This is a genomic window from Streptomyces sp. NPDC006487 (assembly GCF_042870555.1).
Classification (GTDB): domain Bacteria; phylum Actinomycetota; class Actinomycetes; order Streptomycetales; family Streptomycetaceae; genus Streptomyces.
In genome coordinates, this window is record NZ_JBIAHN010000001.1 from 539,080 (window position 1) to 555,783 (window position 16,704).

The window sequence follows — 16,704 nt, forward strand, 5'->3', positions numbered from 1 at the left end:
GGAGGCAGTACCCGGATCCCGAGGTGCCTCAGCCCGCGGCAGACTCCTGTAGGCCGTTGCCGTCCGCCGTCGTGCCGTCCGCCGTCGTGCCGTCCGCCGTCGTGCCGGTCGCGTCGTCCGGGCGCAGTTCGATGTGGTCCGCGGCCAGGTCCACCGCCACCCGGTGTTCCATGCCCAGGGCTTCCAGGAACTTCTGCGGGAGCTGTACGCGCCCCGTGCGGTCGAGCATCACGTACTCGCGCTCGCTCACCGACTCGGCGCCGTGTTCGTCGGTGACCGTACGGCGCAGCACCTCGCTGCTGGTGCGGCCGTCGCGCATCGCCACCGTGCGCCGGACCTCGCCCGCGACGAGCGGGTCGTGGGTCACGATGACCACGGTCGCGCCCAGTTCGCGGTTGACGGTGCGGAAGGCCTCGAAGATCGCCCCGCCCGTCTCGGAGTCCAGCTCGCCGGTCGGCTCGTCGGCGAGCAGCACCGCCGGATCGTTGGCCATCGCCACCGCGATGGCCACGCGCTGCTGCTGGCCGCCGGAGAGCTCGGCGGGGCGGCGGTTGGCCAGATCGCCGATCTCCAGCGCTTCGAGGAGCTCGCCGGTCCGGACCGAGTGGCGCTTGGCGGCGGCGCGCCGACTGCCCTTCAACTGCATCGGCAGGGCGATGTTCTGCGCCGTCGTCAGGAAGGGCAGCAGGTTGCGGGCCGTCTGCTGCCAGACGAATCCGACCGCCTCGCGCCGGTAGCGCAGCCGGTCCCGCGCCGACATCTCCAGCAGGTCGTAGCCGCCGACGCTGGCGGTGCCGGCCGTGGGCACGTCCAGTCCCGCGAGGATGTTCAGGAGCGTGGACTTCCCGCTGCCGGACGCGCCGACCAGGGCCATCAGATCGCCCTGCGCCACGGTCAGTTCCAGTCCCTGCAGGGCCTGTACTTCGACCCCGTCCGTACTGAAGATCCGCACCAGGCGGTCGCAGGCGATGGCCGTGTCCGCGCCGTGCCGGCGGGGCTCGGATGCGGCCAGGGCCTGCCGCCGCAGCTCCTCGTAGGTGGGCTGATCGCTGTTCACCGCTGGTCTCCCGCTCTCAACTCGGTCGTGATCTGTCGTCTGCCGGAGATCGCCGCCTCCGCGAGCACGGCCCCCGCGACGAGGACGGCCAGGCCCAGCGCCTGGATCAGTACGGGCATGACCAGGACCTGCAGACCGGTCGGCACCCGGGTACCGACCAGCGTGGTCAGGTCCACGGCCGGGCCCAGCAGCGCGACGGCGCCGGCTGCCAGCAGTGCGCCGCCGAGCGCGGCGGCCAGGGCCAGCGGCACCGACTCCACCAGGATCAGCCAGATCCCCTGCCGGGGCCGCAGCCCCATGGTGCGCAGCCGCGCGAGCAGCGCCGCGCGGTCGGGGGCGGCCCGGACCAGGGTCAGCAGGACCGCAAGCAGCGCGAAGCCCGCGGCTCCGGCCAGCGAGGCCCAGAACAGCCGCTCGGCGGAACGCTGGAGCGGGTCGGAGCCCAGTTCGGCGACCGTGGCGGAGCTGGTACGGACGCGATAGCGGTCCGCGGGGGCCCCAGGCTCCGCGGTGCGGACCGCCTGCTCCAGCCGGTGCTGGTCGACCTGGCCGAGCGCGAGCCAGGTGTTGGGCAGCCCCATCTGCGGGACGGCGGCCAGCACCTGAGCGGCCGGCAGCACCACGGTGGTGTACTTGGCGCCGGGCCGGGCGGGGGTGCCCGTGACCACCCCGACGACCGCGAGCTTCAGCTCCCCGCCGTTTTCGAGCCGCAGCTGGAAGCCGGAGGTGTCGTCGTCGGCGAGATCCCGGCTGATCAGCGCGGGCACCTTCGCGCCCGAGGTGCCCGCGGCTCCGGCCGCCAGGAGTGCCGGATCGAACCGGTCGCCCCCGGCCGCCTCCGACAGTTTCGCGTACTCCACCGGGTCCGCGACGACCACGGAGATCTGGGTGCTGCCCGTTTTGGTGCCGTAGAGGAACACGTTGTCATCGGTCCACACCTTGACGGAGGACCGTACGCCGGGCAGCGCGGCCGCCGCCTTCGTCAGGGAGTCCGGAAGCGTGCCGCCGGGCGCCGAGAGCTGCGCGTCACCGCCGACGGCCGCGCGCGCCGCCTCGAACCGGGCGTCGGCCACCCCCGTCAGCACCGTGGCGCCGAAGCCCCCGGTGGTGACGGCCAGCAGCATCGCGATCAGGGGCAGTACGGACGGACGGGCCCGGCCCCCGGTGCCCCGCGCGGCGCGCGCCAGCCCGAGGAAGCCGATCAGCCCCGGGCCCCGCCCGGCGGCCCGGGCCAGCGCCCCGACCAGGGCGGGCTGGAGCCGGGCCAGCAGCAGGCCGCCGCAGAGTGCGAGCAGCAGCGGGGCGGCGACCAGCAGCGGGTCCACCCCGGCGCCGGCCGGGGCGACCCCGCGGGACCGGACCTCGAACACGGCGGCCGCGGTGGCCGCCAGGGCGAGCAGCTCGGCCACCAGCCGCCGCCGGGGACCCGGCGGGCGCTTCGGAGACAGCAGCACGAAGGCCCGTACGGGGACGGCCAGCAGCGCCAGGAGCGTGACGGCCGAAGCGGCCATCAGGGTGCCCGCCGAGCGGGGGGTCGGCAGCAGGACCAGGGCGAGCACCGTCGCGAGAGCGGCGGCCGGCAGCACGGTGACGGCGTTCTCCGCGAGCAGCCGGCGCACGATGCCGGCGCGGGAACCGCCGCGGGCCAGCAGGAGCCGCAGTTCGGACTCCCGCCGGTCCGCGGTGAGCCCGGCCGCCAGACAGAACACCACGAACGCCACTCCGGCGACCCCGGCCGGTCCCATCGCGGCGAGCGGCGCGGCCGCCTGCCGCCTGGCCTCGGCGAGGGTGAACTGCTCGGGGAGGTCGGAAGTGACCCGCAGATCGCTCCGGTGGGTCTCCTGGGTGAGGCGCGAGGCGGTCGGGCCGCTGACGTACGAGGCGACGGCCTTGGCGGTGGCCGGGAGCTGGTCGGCCCGCAGCGTCCCGGTCTCCACCGGGATCCGCCAGAAGTCCTCGGTCTGCGCCTCGCCCCATTCGGGGAGCCGGCCGAGTGCCTCCGGGCCGACGAGGGCGTCGGTGCGCCAGTACGCCTCCGGCGGATGGGTCGGGGCCAGGGTGAGGCACGCACGGGTGAGGCAGGTGAAGTCGGTCCAGTAGTCCTCGGCGTCGTCGTTCGCGACGTAGAGACCGACGACCTCCGCCTTCACGGTGGGCAGGTCCCGGCCGGTGGCGGCCTCCAGCACCATGCCGACCCGGACGCCGATGGTCTTCGCCGCGCTCTGCGACAGCGCGACGGGCAGGGGGCTGCCGGGCGCGGGGGCGGGCGCGCCGGGCCAGCGTCCTTCCACCAGGCGGACGTGCTCGGAGGCCGTGCGCAGGTGGTGCAGGCCCAGCCGCGGCGGGACCCCGTCGGGGGCGGTCAGACCGGGGTTGGCCAGCGGCCGGGCAACTGCCGAGGACCCGTGGACGGGGCCGGCGGCGGCGACGGTGAAACCCGGGGCGGTACGGGAGACCAGGGTCGCCAGTACCTCGTCCAGGTTCTGCGTGCTCTGCTCCCCGTAGCGGGGGCGCGCCGTGACGTACAGGCTGGTCTGGGCCGGTCCGCGCGACTCCAGGAACGAGCGCAGCGCCTGGTCGGTACCCCGGTCCATGGCGCGCGGCAGGGCCGCGGAGAGCAGGACGGCTACGAAGGCCAGGGCCGCACCGAGCAAGGCGCTCAGCGGGGTCGCGCGCAGCCGGGTCCGTACCCAGGGTGCCGGCGGGGGCACGGCGCGCGGGTCGCGGCCGCCCGCCGTTCCCGGTCCGGTCGGCGCCGCCTCGGTCCCGCCCTGAGCGCGCCGGTCGGCGTTGGTCGCGGCCGGCCCGGTCATATGTCCTCCACGTGCCGCAGCCGGTCGGCCGGCTTCGAGCGGTTCTGATTGCGCCGGCCGCCGAAGACCGCGGACAGCAGCGGCACGGCGGCGATGGCGGCGGCGAGCAGCAGGGTCCGCACCGCGGGCAGGTCCACGAGCACCTCGGGCACCGGGCGGCCGGCGGCCGGGGTGAGCACGGTCAGCGGTACGACGAGGTGGACGATGACCACGCCCAGCCCCAGCCCGACCGCGGTACCGAGCCCCACCAGCACGCAGCTCTCGGCGGTGGCCGACCGGGCCAGGTCCCGGCGCCGGGCGCCCAGCGCCGTCAGCACCGAGAACTCCCGGGCCCGCTCCCGGGCGGCGGCCGCGGCGGAGGCGGCGAAACCGATGGCCGCCAGCACCGCGCAGGCCACCGCGAGTGCGGCCAGCGCCCCCTGCGGGCCCGCGCTGAGCGGATCGTCGAGCAGGGTCGCGGCCACCTCCTCGCGCAGCCGCACCTTCTGCGAGCCGGCGCCGGAGCGCAGTTCCGCGGCGGCGCGGGCCGGGGCCGGGTCGTCGGCGGAGGCGGCCGGCAGCCACCATTCGCCGGGCGTCGGCAGCTCCCGGCCGCCCGCCGCGAGCAGCCGGGCGGCGGTGTTCAGGTCGACGGCGATCGCGGTGTCGCCGGCCACGGGCAGCGAGCCGACCGCAGCGGTGACCCGGACCGGGAGGGTGACGCCGTCCAGCTTGACCGGCACCAGATCGCCCACGGTCCCGCCGATCGCGGACAGGTACGCACGGGTGGCGATCCCGGGAACCTCGGCGGCCGGAGCGGGCCCCGTCGTCAGACCGGCCTGGACGCCTCCGCGTTCACCGGAACCGTCCCGGTAGCGCAGCTTGACCAGGGCCGGTCGGCCCGGCGCGGACTCGGAGTCCGGGAGCAGTTCGGCGGCCGGGGAGCCGTCGTTGAGCGGCGGGGCCGACAGCTTCCAGCCGGGTGCGGGCACGGCGACGGGTGCTGCCGCGCCGTCCCTCGTCTGCGCGACCGAGAGGCCGCGTACGGTCAGCTCGTCGAAGATCTTGACCGTGGTGCCCGGTTCGTCGGAGCCGGGCTCGGCACTCGGATCGGTGTTCAGATCGACACCGGGGAGCGGGCCTTCGCGGTCGTACGAGAACACGAGCCCGGCCAGGCTGAGCGGCGTGGCGGCCGACCCGATGGGTGCGCCGAGCATCGTGCCGACGTGCACGGACACGGTGGCGTCACCGCTGTCCGGGAGCTGCACCATCGCGGCCCGGTAGGTGATGCCGAACCGGTCGCGCAGCAGCAGCCCGAGGCCGGGGCGGCCGCCCGCGCCGGTGGGGCGTACGGAGACCGAGAGGTCGATACGCTCCGGATGGCCGGGGAGGGGGATCCCGGAGTCGGAGGCGGTGGCGCCGGGGGAGGGGGCCAGCGGGGCGAACAGCTCGCGCAGGGGGCGCCCGTCGCGCAGGTCGGACCGCAGGGCGAGCCGGTCGGCGGCGGCCGCCGTGTCCAGTGCCAGCAGCTGGCCGGTGCGCCCGCCGGGCAGGTCCTGCCGGGCACGGAGCACCGGCATGATGCGCTCCCCGCCGGGCAGCGCCGCGTACCGGCCGCCCCGGCCCAGCGAGGGCAGGTCGCTCTCGGATATCAGCAGGCCCCCGGCGGTGGTGAAATCGGCCTGGTCGCGCTGGGACGCGGACCACGCGGTGTGCTGGCCCAGCGCCAGGACCCCGCTGGAGACGGCCAGTACGAGCAGCAGCACCGGCCCCGTGGCCCGTCCCGGCCGGCGGGCCAGCTGCCAGCCGACGAGCGCCGGTCCCAGACCCCGGCCCCGGGCGGCGATCCGCGCGCCGAGCCGCGCGGCGAACGGCAGCAGCCGCAGCACCAGCAAGGTGCCCGCGCACAGCGCCAGCGTCGGGGCGGCCACCAGTACCGGGTCCACGCCGAACAGCCCGTCGGAGCGCGCGTCCGGGCCGGAGCCGCCGGCGCCGTACCGGGAGAGCTGCTGGTAGGCGAGTACGGCCAGGGCCACCAGCGCCAGGTCCGCGCCGGAGCGGGCGGCGCCGGCGACGAGTGCCTGGCGGCGGCCGGTCCGGTGCAGGGCGGCCGCGGCGGAGCCCCGCAGGACGACCGGGAGGGTGGTCAGCACGACGCACCCGAGGGCGCAGCCCGCGGCGACGGGCCAGAGCAGCCAGCTCCGGGTGACCGTGAACGGCACGTGCGCCAACGAGCCGTAGCCGCCGAGCAGGCGCAGCAGCGGCGGGGTCAGCAGGGGCGCGAGGAGGGCGGCCGGCAGCGCCAGCAGCAGCGACTGGGCCGCGGTCAGGACACCGAGCCGGCCGCGGGAGGCGCCGCGCGCGGCGAGCAGGGCGCGCTCGCCCTGCTGGCGCTCCGTCAGCAGGTGCGAGACGAGCAGCAGCGCCGCCCCGGCGAGCACGGCCAGCTGCAGCGCGCCGACCAGCAGGGTGGAGCGGGCGACGGTCAGACCCGACCGCAACTCCCCGAGCAGTGCGGGAAGCTCGGTCGACGGGGCGAGCCCGGCAGCGCCCTGGAGGTCCTTCAAGGCCTTGGCGGACCGACCGCGGACGGCCTCGGCGGTCGCCGCGTCCACGGTGGAGAAGTCCGCGGTGAGGAGCACGGCGCGGCCGTCCTGGACCAGCCCGCCCGCGGTGAAGGCGGAATCATCCACCAGCAGCGGCCCGTAGGTGGCGAATCCGGCGACCTGGAGACCGCGCGCACCAAGCGGATCGAGCCGCCAGTACGGGGAGTCCGGGTCGGCCGCCCGGTAGACGCCGGTCACCACCACGGTCAGCGGCGAGCCGCCGTACCGGTCATCGAGCCGCACCCGCGCGGGCAGCGCTCCCTCGGCCAGCCCGAGCCGGTCCAGCGCCGCCTTCGGCACGGCCACGGGAACCGGGCCCCCCCGATCGGAGACCGGTCCGGCGACGGGCTGCGGCCAGGTCCCCGCGAGGAGCCGTACCCGGTCCTTGGCGAAGGCCGCCAGCAGCGTCAGATCGGCGTCCTTGCCGGGGGTGTGCGGGCCGGGCAGCCCGTACGCACGGCTGCGCGCCACGCTCTCGGTCCCGGCCGGGAGGGGGCCGAACAGCTCGCGCGCGAAGCCCCGTACCGCCTCGTCGTCCTTGGCGCGGTCGGCCGCCGGGTGGGAACCGGTGACCAGAACGGTGCCGCGCACGAGACCGGGCCCCTGGAGGGCCTGGCGCAGTCCGGCGTCGCCGACTCCGCGGGTGAAGGCGAAGAGCGCGGTGAGCACGGTCGTGGTGATCAAAACGGTCAGCAGTACGGCGGCTGCGAGCGGCAATCGCCCGCGCAGCCGGCGCACGACGAAGCCGAGCATGTGCCTGTTCCTCCCCCGCACCGGACTGGTGACCCCGGATACCGGACGATGCTGCCAGATTCGAACAGATAGCGGAAGGGACTTGCGTGAGTGGTGCAACGGATGAACAAATCGTCCGGGCGGGACCGCAAGAAGGCCGTTCTCGGCCTTCATCCGCTCATCCGCTTGGAGGGGGAGCCGCAGCATGACGCAGGACCAGGGCCAGGAACGGCGACAGGAACCGGGACACGCACCGGGGCAGGACGCCGGGGCGGCGCCGATGGTGGTGGTGCACGAGGTGCGGCGCAGCTTCGGGACGGGTGACCAGGCGGTGCACGCCCTGCGCGGAGTGTCCTTCGAGGTCCGCCGCGGCGAACTCACCGCGCTCAAGGGGAGGTCCGGTTCCGGCAAGACCACCCTGCTCAACCTGGTCGGCGGCCTCGACACCCCGACCGGCGGCAGCGTCGCCCTGGACGGCACCGATCTGGCCGGCCTCGACGAGGACGGCCGCCTCGCGCTGCGCCGCGACCGGATCGGCTTCGTGTTCCAGTCCTTCGGCCTGATCCCCGCCCTGACCGCCGCCGAGAACGTCGGGGTCCCGATGCGGCTGCGCAAGATACCGGCGAAGCAGCGCGAGGAACGGGCCCGCACCCTGCTCGCCCTCGTCGGCCTCTCCGAACACACCGAGCAGCGCCCCGGCGAACTCTCCGGCGGCCAGCAGCAACGGGTCGCCGTCGCGCGGGCCCTCGCGAACGAACCCGATCTGATCATCGCGGACGAGCCGACGGGCCAGCTCGACTCCGACACCGGCCGGCAGATCATGCGGCTGCTGCGCGCGGTGGTGCGCAGCGAGGGGGTCACGGCGCTGGTCGCCACGCACGACCCGGCGCTCATGGAACTGGCGGACCGGGTGGTGGAACTGCGCGACGGGCGCATCGTCGAGGCTTCCTCCGAGGACGTACCGGCCGCCGGGGAGCCGGCTGAGGCCCCGTAGGAGTCCATGGGCCCCGCAGGGTGGGTGGGTGGTCCCTACTCGGTGTGGAGGGCCGCGGCGATGGTCGTCCGGGCCGCCGAGCGAGCCGGGATCAGTGCGCCCAGGACGGCGATCGCGATCCCCGCGCACAGCATTCCGGCGAGCTGCGGCGCGTGCCAGACGTCCTTCATCGACTCGGGGAAGGCGACGATGCCCACGTTGTCCACGACGAGCCGGTGCGCGACGATCCCGAGGGGGATCCCGAGCAGCCCGCCGACCAGGCCGAGTCCGGTCACCGAGGTCACCGTCATCGCCACCACTTGACGCGGGGTCATGCCGATCGACTTGAGCATGCCCAGGTCGCGGCGGCGGTCGCGGGTGTTCAGCAGGACGGTGTTGAAGACCCCGAGCGAGGCGACGAGGGTCAGCATGACCGAGAACACCGAGGAGAAGCCGATGACCGTGGTGGTGGCGGCGTTGACCTTCGCGGAGTTCACCACCTCGGCGTGCAGTCCGGGGTCGGACGAGTCGACGGCGTCCGCGTACGCGCGGGCGTCCGCCCCCGGGGCGAGCCGGACGGTGTACTCGACCGGACTGCTGTCCGGGGCGAGTCGGCCGAGCGTCTCCCACGTGGATTCGAGGGCGCGGGCATCGCTGTCGATCAGCCGGCCGACGACGGTCGCAGCCGCCCGCCTCCCGTTGGCCTCCAGGGTGACCCGGTCGCCGACCGCCAGTCCGCGTTCGGTGAGGAAGGCGGGGCCGGCCGCGATCTCCCCGGGTCCGCTGGGCGGCCGGCCTTCGACGAAGGCCTCGGCCGGGGACGAGCTCCCCCGGTAGAAGTTCCCGAACGCGGGCTGCGTGTACCCGACCAGCCCGACCTGGGTCAGGGCGCGGGCCCGTACCTCCTGCGCACCCAGCGACCGCAGCCGCTCCTCGATCTGCGCGTCGCTCAGCAGCGGCTCGTGATGGTTGTCGCCGTGGCCGCCTACCAGGACGTGGACCACCGTTCCGCCGGGGCCGCGGCCGGTTTGCGCGTACGAGACCATCGTGCTGGTCAGACCCGTCGCCAGGGTCACCGTGGTGACGCCGAGGACGATGGCGGCCGTGGTCATGAAGGCGCGTCCGGGGCGGGCGAACGGGTGACCGAGGCCGAGGCTGACGGAGCGCGGGAGTCGCGAGGAGGCGAGCAGGCGCTGGACGCGCAGCCCGCGCCCGGTGCGCTGCGCACCGCCCGCGCTGATCGCCTGCGCGGCCGGCAGCCGGTGCGCGCGCAGGGCCGGTACGAGCGCGGTCAGCAGGACCAGGGCCGGCATTCCGGCCAGGCACACGACGCTGAGCCAGGGCGAGACGGTGCTCACGCCCGCGGTCCCCGTCTCGATGCCGGAGAAGGCGATCTGCAGGATGGGCGCGGTCAGTGCGTTGCCGAGCAGGGTGCCCAGGACGCATCCGGCCACCGCGGGGACCGAGACCATCGTCAGATAGACGGCGACGACCTGGTTCGGAGTGAAGCCGATGGCCTTGAGCACGCCGATGTGCCGGTTGCCGGAGACGACGGCGCCGCTGACCACGTTCGCGACGATCAGGGCGGAGACGAGCAGGCCGAGGACGCCGAAGAGCGCGATGAAGGGCAGATAGGCGTCCGCCCGGGCGGAGAAGGCCTTCTTGAGGGTGAGGTAGGTCTGCGCGGCCGTCAGCGCGTCCGCGGGAAGTCCGTCCGTGGCCCGGGCAAGCGAGTCGCGCAGGTGCGCGCCGGTGGACGGGTCGGTGAAGCGGTACAGCATCTGCGTGGACGCGGGGTGGAGGGCCGCGGCCTGCTCGGGCGTCACCCAGGCGCCGGCCGATTTGCTCATGCTCGTCGCGAAACCGACGACGGTGAGCGTCGGGCGCCCGGGAACCTCCAGTTTCGCACCGAGGAGATCGGCGTACGGAGTCCCGTCGATGGCCCAGTTGACGACGATCTCACCGGGTGCCTGGGCCCAGTGCCCCATCAGGACTTCGACGCGGTCCACCGGCCCCGCCGGATCGGCGCGGCCCACCACGGCGAGGGGGCCGGCCGGCATCCAGAGCCAGTCCCCGGGGACATCGACGACGGCCTGGTGAAACGGCCCCGCGGCGGCCTCCACACCGGGACGGTGCGCCGTCTGCGCGAGTTGGGCTTCGGAGACCTTCGCAGGGTCGTACGTGGCCACGGTGTGCGCGCCCCGCTGCGCGGTGTACGCCTTGTCGAAGGGGTCCGAGGCGGCGGAGAGCAGGCCGAGCGCGAGCAGGACGGTCGTGGTGGAGCAGAGGACGACGAGGCCGATGACGAACGTCTGCACCCTGCGGCGCTTCACGGCGGCGCGGGAGGCCCGCCATACGGCGCTCACGCGGAACGCTCCGCGGAACGCTCCAGGGATTCGCCGTCCAGCGTCTGGCCGTTCAGCGTCCGGCCTTCCAGCGTCTGGCCGTCGAGCGTCTCGCCGTCCGGTTTCCCTCCGCCCGGTTTCTCGGCGTCCAGGGCGCGTTCGCGGGCCACGCGGCCGTCGGCCATCTCGACGAGGCGGCCGGCGCAGCGGGTCGCCAGGTGCGGGTCGTGGGTGACGATGAGGAGGGTCTGTCCTATCTGGTTGAGGTCGATCAGCAGGTCCATCACCTGCTCGCCGGAACGGCTGTCGAGGGCGCCGGTCGGTTCGTCGGCCAGGAGCAGGGCCGGACGGTTCATCAGGGCGCGGGCCACACCCACGCGTTGGCGCTCGCCGCCGCTGAGCGTCGTCGGGTAGTTGTTGCGGCGGTCGGCGACCCCGAGCTCGTCGAGGAGTTCCAGGGCGCGGCGGCGGGCCTGGCGCGCGGAGGTACCGGTGAGCTGGGCGGCCAGCGCGACGTTGTCGAGCGCGGGCAGGTCGTCGATGAGGTTGAAGAACTGGAAGATCATGCCGACGTCGCGGCGGCGGTAGAGCGCGAGGCCGGTCTCCGTGAGGCTGCCGAGGTCCTGGCCGTGCACGCTGATCGTGCCCGCGGTCGGCCGGTCCAGGCCGGCCACCATGTTGAGCAGCGTGGACTTCCCGCAGCCGGAAGGGCCCATCACTGCGACGGCTTCGCCCCGGCGGATCTCCAGGGACAGGGCGTCGAGCGCCAGGGTGTCGCCGTACTCCTTCGATACGCGGTCCAGTCGGACGACGACCTGGCCGGCGTTGTCGTGATGAGGTGTCATGCCACGAACCTAGAAGGCGGGGCGGGAGGGCTGCGTCACCCCCCGGATGTAAACGGCGGGCGGGGTCATCCTGGGGATGTACGCGGGACGGAACCGGGAGGGGGATGTGGACTACACGGGGTGCCTGCGAGGGTCGGATGGAAGAATCCTGGGGCGATGATCATCGGTGAGGGAGGGGGAGTTGCTGTGACGACGGGATGGGTGGTCGCTGCCGTGGTGGCCGCGGCAGGTGTGGTGTCGGCCGGGTTCGGGCTGACCGTGGCGCTCCTGCGGGCCCGTGCGGCGCACCGGGCGGCGATCGAGGAGCGCGGCTGGCTGCTGGAGCGGGAGAGGGAGGCCGCGGCCCGCACGGCGGTCGACGCCGAGCGGGCCCGGATAGCGGCGGAGCTCCACGACATAGTCAGCCACAACGTCAGCCTGATGATCGTCCAAGCCGGAGCCGCCCGGGAGGTGTTGGCGACGATGCCGGTGGAGGCGGCGGCCGCGATGGCCGCCGTGGAGAAGGCCGGGCGTACGACCATGACCGAACTGCGGCACCTGCTGGGCCTGCTGGCGCCCGCCCAGGACGGAAATGACGGACCGTACGGGGCGAGGGCCGCCGAAGGCCGCGATCCTGCAGCGGAGTTGGCGCCGCAGCCGAGTCTGAGCCGGCTCAGTCCGCTCATCGACCGGATAGCCTTCGCCGGGCTGCCGGTGGAGGTCCGCATATCCGGCGAACCGCGGCCTTTGCCGGCCGGGATCGATGTCACCGCCTACCGGATCATCCAGGAGGCGCTGACCAACGCACTCAAACACGGGGACGGGGTGAAAGCCGAGGTGACGGTGAGATACGCGGACCAGGCACTGAGGGTCGAGGTGCTCAACAGCGGACCGAGCGTGCTGTCCGGAGAGCGGATACCCGCGCCGACGGGGATGCCCGCCCCGGCCGCGTCCACCGCCCCCGCCGCGCCCACCTCGTCGACCGCGTCGCGCCCGAAAGCGGACGGCGCCGGGCACGGGCTGGTCGGCCTGCGGGAGCGGGTCGCCGTGTACGGAGGGGACTTCGACGCACGCCGCCGCCTCGGTGGCGGGTACCGGGTCCGCGCCCGTCTCCCGCTGGAGCGGCCGTGACCACGCACGCCCCGGCCGCCGAGCCGGACCCGAGGACGGCGTCGCCCCGGGTGGTCATCGCCGACGACCAGGAACTCGTCCGCACCGGATTCCGCATGATCCTCACCGCCCGGGGGATCGACGTGGTGGGGGTGGCCGCCGACGGGGTGGAGGCCGTGTCGGAGGTGCGCCGTCTGCACCCCGATGTGGTCCTGCTCGACATACGGATGCCCCGGCTGGACGGACTGGAGGCCGCCCGGCAGATCCTCGCCGAAGCCCCGGAATGCCGGGTGATCATGCTGACCACCTTCGACCTCGACCAGTACGTCTATGCCGCACTCGCCGCCGGAGCCAGCGGGTTCCTGCTCAAGGACGTCACCCCCGAGTACCTCGCCAACGCCGTACGGCTCGTCGACACCGGCGACGCGCTGCTCGCCCCGTCGATCACCCGCCGACTGGTGGAGCGCTGCGCCTCGGCATCGGCCGCGCGCGGCGGCGGGGCCCCGGCATCCCACTCCGACCTGGACGCCCTCACGCCGCGCGAGCGGGAGGTGCTGACCCTCATGGGCCACGGCCTCTCCAATGCCGAACTGGCCCGGGAGTTCACCCTCAGCGAGGCCACCGTGAAGACCCATGTGGCCCGGATCTTCGCCAAGCTGAGCCTGCGCGACCGCGCCCAGGCGGTCGTACTCGCCTACGAGACGGGCCTGGTCACCCCCGGAGCGGGCTAGAGACGTTCCGCGCGGACTGTTCCGGCCGGCCTCGTGTCACGGCAACTCGCGGGTGAGCCAGACATGTTCACCACGGTCGTCCGTGGCAACGCGATGCCGCGCGAAGCCGATCTTCTCGAGGACACGGAGCGAGGGCGTGTTCCACGGGCCGACGGTCGACCAGAGCCGCTTCCGCCCGGTCGCGGTGGCGGCATCGACCACCGCCCGGGCCGCCTCCGTGGCGTAGCCGCGTCCGTGTGCGCTCTGGAACAGCTCGTAGGCGATCTCCGGCTCCTCCAGGGTGGAGCGGCCGATGATCAGCCCGCAGTAGCCGATGAAATCGCCTTCGTCACGGCGCTGGACGGGCAGCAGGGCGATCCCCGTCCGCGCCGTCGCCGCGAGCAGTTCCGCGATGGACGCCCGGATGTCCTCGACCTCGTGGGTTCCCTTGCCGCGTTCGGCGAGCAGGTCGCAGAACGCGGCGGCGTCCGATTCGGCCCAGGGCCGCAGTATCAGCCGCTCGGTCTCCAGGTGGAACGACATCGTCTCGTATGGAGTCATGCCCCCACTCTGCCCCAAGGCTCACCGTGGACCGCGGCCGGAGTGCGGGGCGTGCCCTGCGGCTCAGGCCCGGGGCGGGCCGGAGCCGGCCAGGAGATGCAGGCGCAGGGCGAGTTGGAGCTCCAGGGCCCGGGCGGGGGTGTTCCAGTCCTCGCCCAGGAGCCGGCGGATCCGGTCGAGGCGCTGCACGACGGTGTTCACGTGGATGTGCAGCGCGTCCTTGGCCTTGGAGAGGCTCGCCCCGTGGACGTAGTAGGCCTGGAGGGTGCGGACCAGCTCGGTGCCCCGCTGGGCGTCGTAGTCGATGACGGGGCCGAGCACCCGGTCGACGTACCCGCCGACGTCACCGTGGTCCCCGAGCAGCAGGCCGACGAAGCCCAGGTCCGGCAGGGCGGCCCCGTGGCCGGTGTGGCCCAGCGCGTGCAGGGCCCGCAGGCAGCGCACGGCCTCGGCGTACACGCCCGGCAGCCCGCCGGGGTTGCCGGCCGGCCCGGCGGAGCCCACGGTGACGGGCGTGCCCACCGCCTGACCCAGCTCCGTCGCCAGCGACCGCGCGAGGTCCCCGGGCCGCTCGGCCGGGGCGAGCAGTACGACGTGGCCCTCGTGCAGCCCGGCCAGGCCGTCGAGGGCGCGGGCCCGGCGTGCCGCCTCCGCGGACAGCCGGGGCCGCGTCGCCGCGTCGCAGTGCAGCACCAGGAGGGAGTGCGGGCGCGCGAGGTCGACGCCGAGCTTGCGGGCCCGGATCGTCCGGCTGCCGGTGTCGGGGGTGTGCCCCGGGCCCCGTGGGGTCAGGAGGTCGCTGAGGAGTTCACCGCGTACCCGGTCCTCTGCGTGGGCCACCGAGCGGCGCAGCAGCAGGAGGAGCGCGGTGACCAGGCCGGTGCGTTCGAACAGCCGCCGGTCGCTGTCCGACAGCTCGGCCCGGCCCGTCAGGGCGATGCTGCCGAGGAGTTCGGGCCCGGCCAGGACCGCGCAGACCCAGACGCCGTCGACCGGCACGGCCCGGCCGCCGGAACGGGAGGCCGCCACCCCCTGGGCGGGCGCGCCGATCGGCTCGGTGGCGACCCGGGCCAGCTCGGCGCCGTCGGCATCGTGCACCACCAGCCCGCCCCGCAGCAGGGCGGCCACCTCCCGGGCCACATCGGTGACGTCGCCGCCGCGCAGGACCAGATCGGTGAGCCGGTCGTGGGTCTCGGTGGCCAGCCGTGCCGCCTCGCTGTGGGCCCGGGCGGTCTCGGTGGCGGCGTTCAGCTCGACCAGCGCCGTACGGGTCTCCTCCAGCAGCCGCGCCCCGTCGATGGCGACGGCCGCGTGGTCGGCCAGCGAGGAGAGCAGCGCGACGGCGTCGGGAGTGAACGCGCGCACCGACCGGTCGGCGGCGTAGAGCACCCCGATGACCCGCGAGGCGACGCGCAGCGGCACGCCGAGGATGCCCCGCAGCCCCTCCTCGCGCACCCCGGCGTCGATGGTGCTGGTGTGCCGGAAGCGGTCGTCGGTGCGGTAGTCGGCGCTGGCGTACGGCCGGGCCGTCTGCGCGACCAGCCCGCCGAGTCCCTCGCCCATGCCGAGGCGCAGCTGCTGGAAGGCGGCGGAGACGGAGCCGTCGGTGACCCGCATGAAGGTATCGCCCACGACGGGATCGTTGAGCGTGAGGTAGGCGCAGTCCGTACCGAGCAGGGTCCGGGCCCGCCGCACGATGGCCCGCAGCACCGCGTCGAGATCGCGCAGCGCCGCGAGGTCGCCGGCCGTGTCGAAGAGGGCCGTGAGCTCCGCCTCGCGCCTGCGGTGCTGGTCGAGCGTGCGCCGGATGTCGAGGGCCACCCGGGTCGCCTCCTCCACGAGGGCCTGCTCGGCCGAGCCGGCACCGGCGCTACGGGCCTGCGCGCCGGGCCGCGCGAAGTGCTCGACGGGCGCGCCCTGGGCGAGCAGGTCCAGGAGCTGCCGCAATGCGGTCGCGGGCGCGGTGGGATCGGTCACGGGGGCCATGCTGGCAGCTCTTCGGCCGGGGGTGACGAGCGGGTCGGCCCGCCCGACCGGACGTACCGGTCACGGCGGGCGGCCCGACGTGCGGGCGGGCTCAGGCGGGACCGGAAAGCTTTGCGGCGTCCCCGCTTCCCGCGGACGACCCTGCCTGCGCCGAGGCCACGAGATGTTCTCGCCGAACCGGGTGCCGATGGCGACCAGCACCTGCCGCCAGTCCTTGCGGAACCTGGATGACGTGGCCTGCTCCTCCTCGCCCCGGCCCGAGGCCGCTGCCTCGGCCTGCGCCGCGAGGAAGAGCGGCGGAGATCAGGATGTGCGGGAGCCCTGGACCAGGCCGATGGAGACCTACTTCTTGTCGGCCTTGACGCCACTCAGCGGCGCGGACCGCGCCCCCGCCCGGTATGAATCCTGTGGAATGAGAGGTGGCGCGCCGCGCTCTGCGCTACCGTCTCGCCTGTCGAACACGGTGACGAACGGGGTCCGTTGGATGTTGGCGGAGGGGCTGGCGGCGCTGGCCGCGGCCGGAGGTGCTGCGGTCGTCCAGGCAGCCGGAACCAGCGCCTGGCAGGGCTTGCAGCAGTCGGTTGCGCAATGGTTTGCCCGGGGCGACGGGGCGCGTCAGCGCGTCGAGCTGGAACGGCTCGACCGTAGTGCGGCCGCCCTGCAAACAGCACAGGACGACGAGCAGGCTGGCGTGCGCAGCGGCCAGCAAGGAGCCTGGCAGGCACGCTTCGAGCAGGCGCTGGAGAACCTGAGCGGCTCCGAGCGTGATGAGGCCGCCGAGATCCTGCAGGCTCTGTTGCGGACGCACGCCCCGGCGGACGGATCCGAGGCGCCCGCCGACGGCCCGATGATCCGCGGCAACGTGGACATCCGGGCCGATCACGGTTCCGCGGCAGCGGTGCAGATGCGTGACGTCACTGTCGGAACCCCTCCACAGCCGGGTCCGCAGCAGGGCTGAGCGGGCTCGGAGATGGCAAGGCCCAGCAGGTCACGGCAGATACGATCATC

General features: G+C 74.4%; 11 protein-coding genes. 4 read left to right on the forward strand and 7 right to left on the reverse strand.

The genetic code is table 11. The features are described from left to right. Positions 1–28 precede the first annotated feature (28 nt). The 3 genes from ACFYM0_RS02405 to ACFYM0_RS02415 are packed head-to-tail and all read right to left on the reverse strand — an operon-like array spanning position 29 to position 7,208. Positions 29–1,057, reverse strand: coding sequence for an ABC transporter ATP-binding protein (locus ACFYM0_RS02405; protein ID WP_388495726.1), 1,029 nt, complete (start codon positions 1,055–1,057; stop codon positions 29–31). Then, positions 1,054–3,870 (reverse strand): hypothetical protein, encoded by a 2,817-nt coding sequence (locus tag ACFYM0_RS02410; protein ID WP_388495728.1) that lies wholly within the window; start codon positions 3,868–3,870, stop codon positions 1,054–1,056. The genes ACFYM0_RS02405 and ACFYM0_RS02410 overlap by 4 nt, the downstream gene beginning before the upstream one ends. Then, a complete protein-coding gene (locus tag ACFYM0_RS02415; protein ID WP_388495730.1) occupies positions 3,867–7,208 on the reverse strand; it encodes an FtsX-like permease family protein in 3,342 nt (1,113 codons plus the stop codon). The genes ACFYM0_RS02410 and ACFYM0_RS02415 overlap by 4 nt, the downstream gene beginning before the upstream one ends. A 184-nt stretch (positions 7,209–7,392) precedes the next feature. On the opposite strand from ACFYM0_RS02415, the gene ACFYM0_RS02420 reads away from it, so the two are divergent. Continuing rightward, positions 7,393–8,181 carry an ABC transporter ATP-binding protein gene (locus tag ACFYM0_RS02420; protein WP_388495732.1) on the forward strand — a complete coding sequence of 263 codons (789 nt, stop codon included), beginning with the start codon at positions 7,393–7,395 and terminating at the stop codon, positions 8,179–8,181. A gap of 35 nt (positions 8,182–8,216) precedes the next feature. Here ACFYM0_RS02420 and ACFYM0_RS02425 read toward each other — a convergent pair whose 3' ends face one another. Both ACFYM0_RS02425 and ACFYM0_RS02430 read right to left on the reverse strand, forming a co-directional pair. Next, positions 8,217–10,526 carry an FtsX-like permease family protein gene (locus tag ACFYM0_RS02425; protein ID WP_388495734.1) on the reverse strand — a complete coding sequence of 770 codons (2,310 nt, stop codon included), beginning with the start codon at positions 10,524–10,526 and terminating at the stop codon, positions 8,217–8,219. Then, entirely contained in the window at positions 10,523–11,350 is an 828-nt protein-coding gene (locus tag ACFYM0_RS02430) for an ABC transporter ATP-binding protein (RefSeq protein ID WP_388495736.1), read from the reverse strand. The genes ACFYM0_RS02425 and ACFYM0_RS02430 overlap by 4 nt, the downstream gene beginning before the upstream one ends. A gap of 186 nt (positions 11,351–11,536) precedes the next feature. Here ACFYM0_RS02430 and ACFYM0_RS02435 point away from each other — a divergent pair, with 186 nt between their 5' ends. Both ACFYM0_RS02435 and ACFYM0_RS02440 read left to right on the forward strand, forming a co-directional pair. Continuing rightward, positions 11,537–12,460, forward strand: coding sequence for a sensor histidine kinase (locus ACFYM0_RS02435; RefSeq protein ID WP_388495738.1), 924 nt, complete (start codon positions 11,537–11,539; stop codon positions 12,458–12,460). After that, positions 12,457–13,170 carry a response regulator gene (locus tag ACFYM0_RS02440; RefSeq protein WP_388495740.1) on the forward strand — a complete coding sequence of 238 codons (714 nt, stop codon included), beginning with the start codon at positions 12,457–12,459 and terminating at the stop codon, positions 13,168–13,170. Before ACFYM0_RS02435 ends, ACFYM0_RS02440 begins: the two co-directional genes overlap by 4 nt. Before the next feature lie 36 nt (positions 13,171–13,206). On the opposite strand, the gene ACFYM0_RS02445 is transcribed toward ACFYM0_RS02440, so the two are convergent. Together ACFYM0_RS02445 and ACFYM0_RS02450 are read right to left on the reverse strand one after the other, a co-directional pair. Beyond that, positions 13,207–13,710, reverse strand: a complete 504-nt coding sequence (locus ACFYM0_RS02445) for a GNAT family N-acetyltransferase (RefSeq protein ID WP_388495741.1) — start codon at positions 13,708–13,710, stop codon at positions 13,207–13,209. A 63-nt stretch (positions 13,711–13,773) separates the two neighbouring features. Continuing rightward, positions 13,774–15,696 (reverse strand): helix-turn-helix domain-containing protein, encoded by a 1,923-nt coding sequence (locus ACFYM0_RS02450; protein WP_388495743.1) that lies wholly within the window; start codon positions 15,694–15,696, stop codon positions 13,774–13,776. Positions 15,697–16,030: 334 nt separating this feature from the next. Between ACFYM0_RS02450 and ACFYM0_RS02455 the strand changes: the two genes are divergently transcribed. Further along, positions 16,031–16,654, forward strand: a complete 624-nt coding sequence (locus ACFYM0_RS02455) for a hypothetical protein (protein WP_388495744.1) — start codon at positions 16,031–16,033, stop codon at positions 16,652–16,654. The last annotated feature ends 50 nt before the right edge of the window (positions 16,655–16,704 follow it).

Bases quoted from the DNA above. Each gene is read 5' to 3' on its own strand.
- ACFYM0_RS02410 (WP_388495728.1), bottom strand. From the start codon at position 3,870: ATGACCGGGCCGGCCGCGACCAACGCCGACCGGCGCGCTCAGGGCGGG.
- ACFYM0_RS02415 (WP_388495730.1), bottom strand. From the start codon at position 7,208: ATGCTCGGCTTCGTCGTGCGCCGGCTGCGCGGGCGATTGCCGCTCGCA.
- ACFYM0_RS02420 (WP_388495732.1), top strand. From the start codon at position 7,393: ATGACGCAGGACCAGGGCCAGGAACGGCGACAGGAACCGGGACACGCA.
- ACFYM0_RS02430 (WP_388495736.1), bottom strand. From the start codon at position 11,350: ATGACACCTCATCACGACAACGCCGGCCAGGTCGTCGTCCGACTGGAC.
- ACFYM0_RS02445 (WP_388495741.1), bottom strand. From the start codon at position 13,710: ATGACTCCATACGAGACGATGTCGTTCCACCTGGAGACCGAGCGGCTG.
- ACFYM0_RS02450 (WP_388495743.1), bottom strand. From the start codon at position 15,696: ATGGCCCCCGTGACCGATCCCACCGCGCCCGCGACCGCATTGCGGCAG.
- ACFYM0_RS02455 (WP_388495744.1), top strand. From the start codon at position 16,031: ATGGAGACCTACTTCTTGTCGGCCTTGACGCCACTCAGCGGCGCGGAC.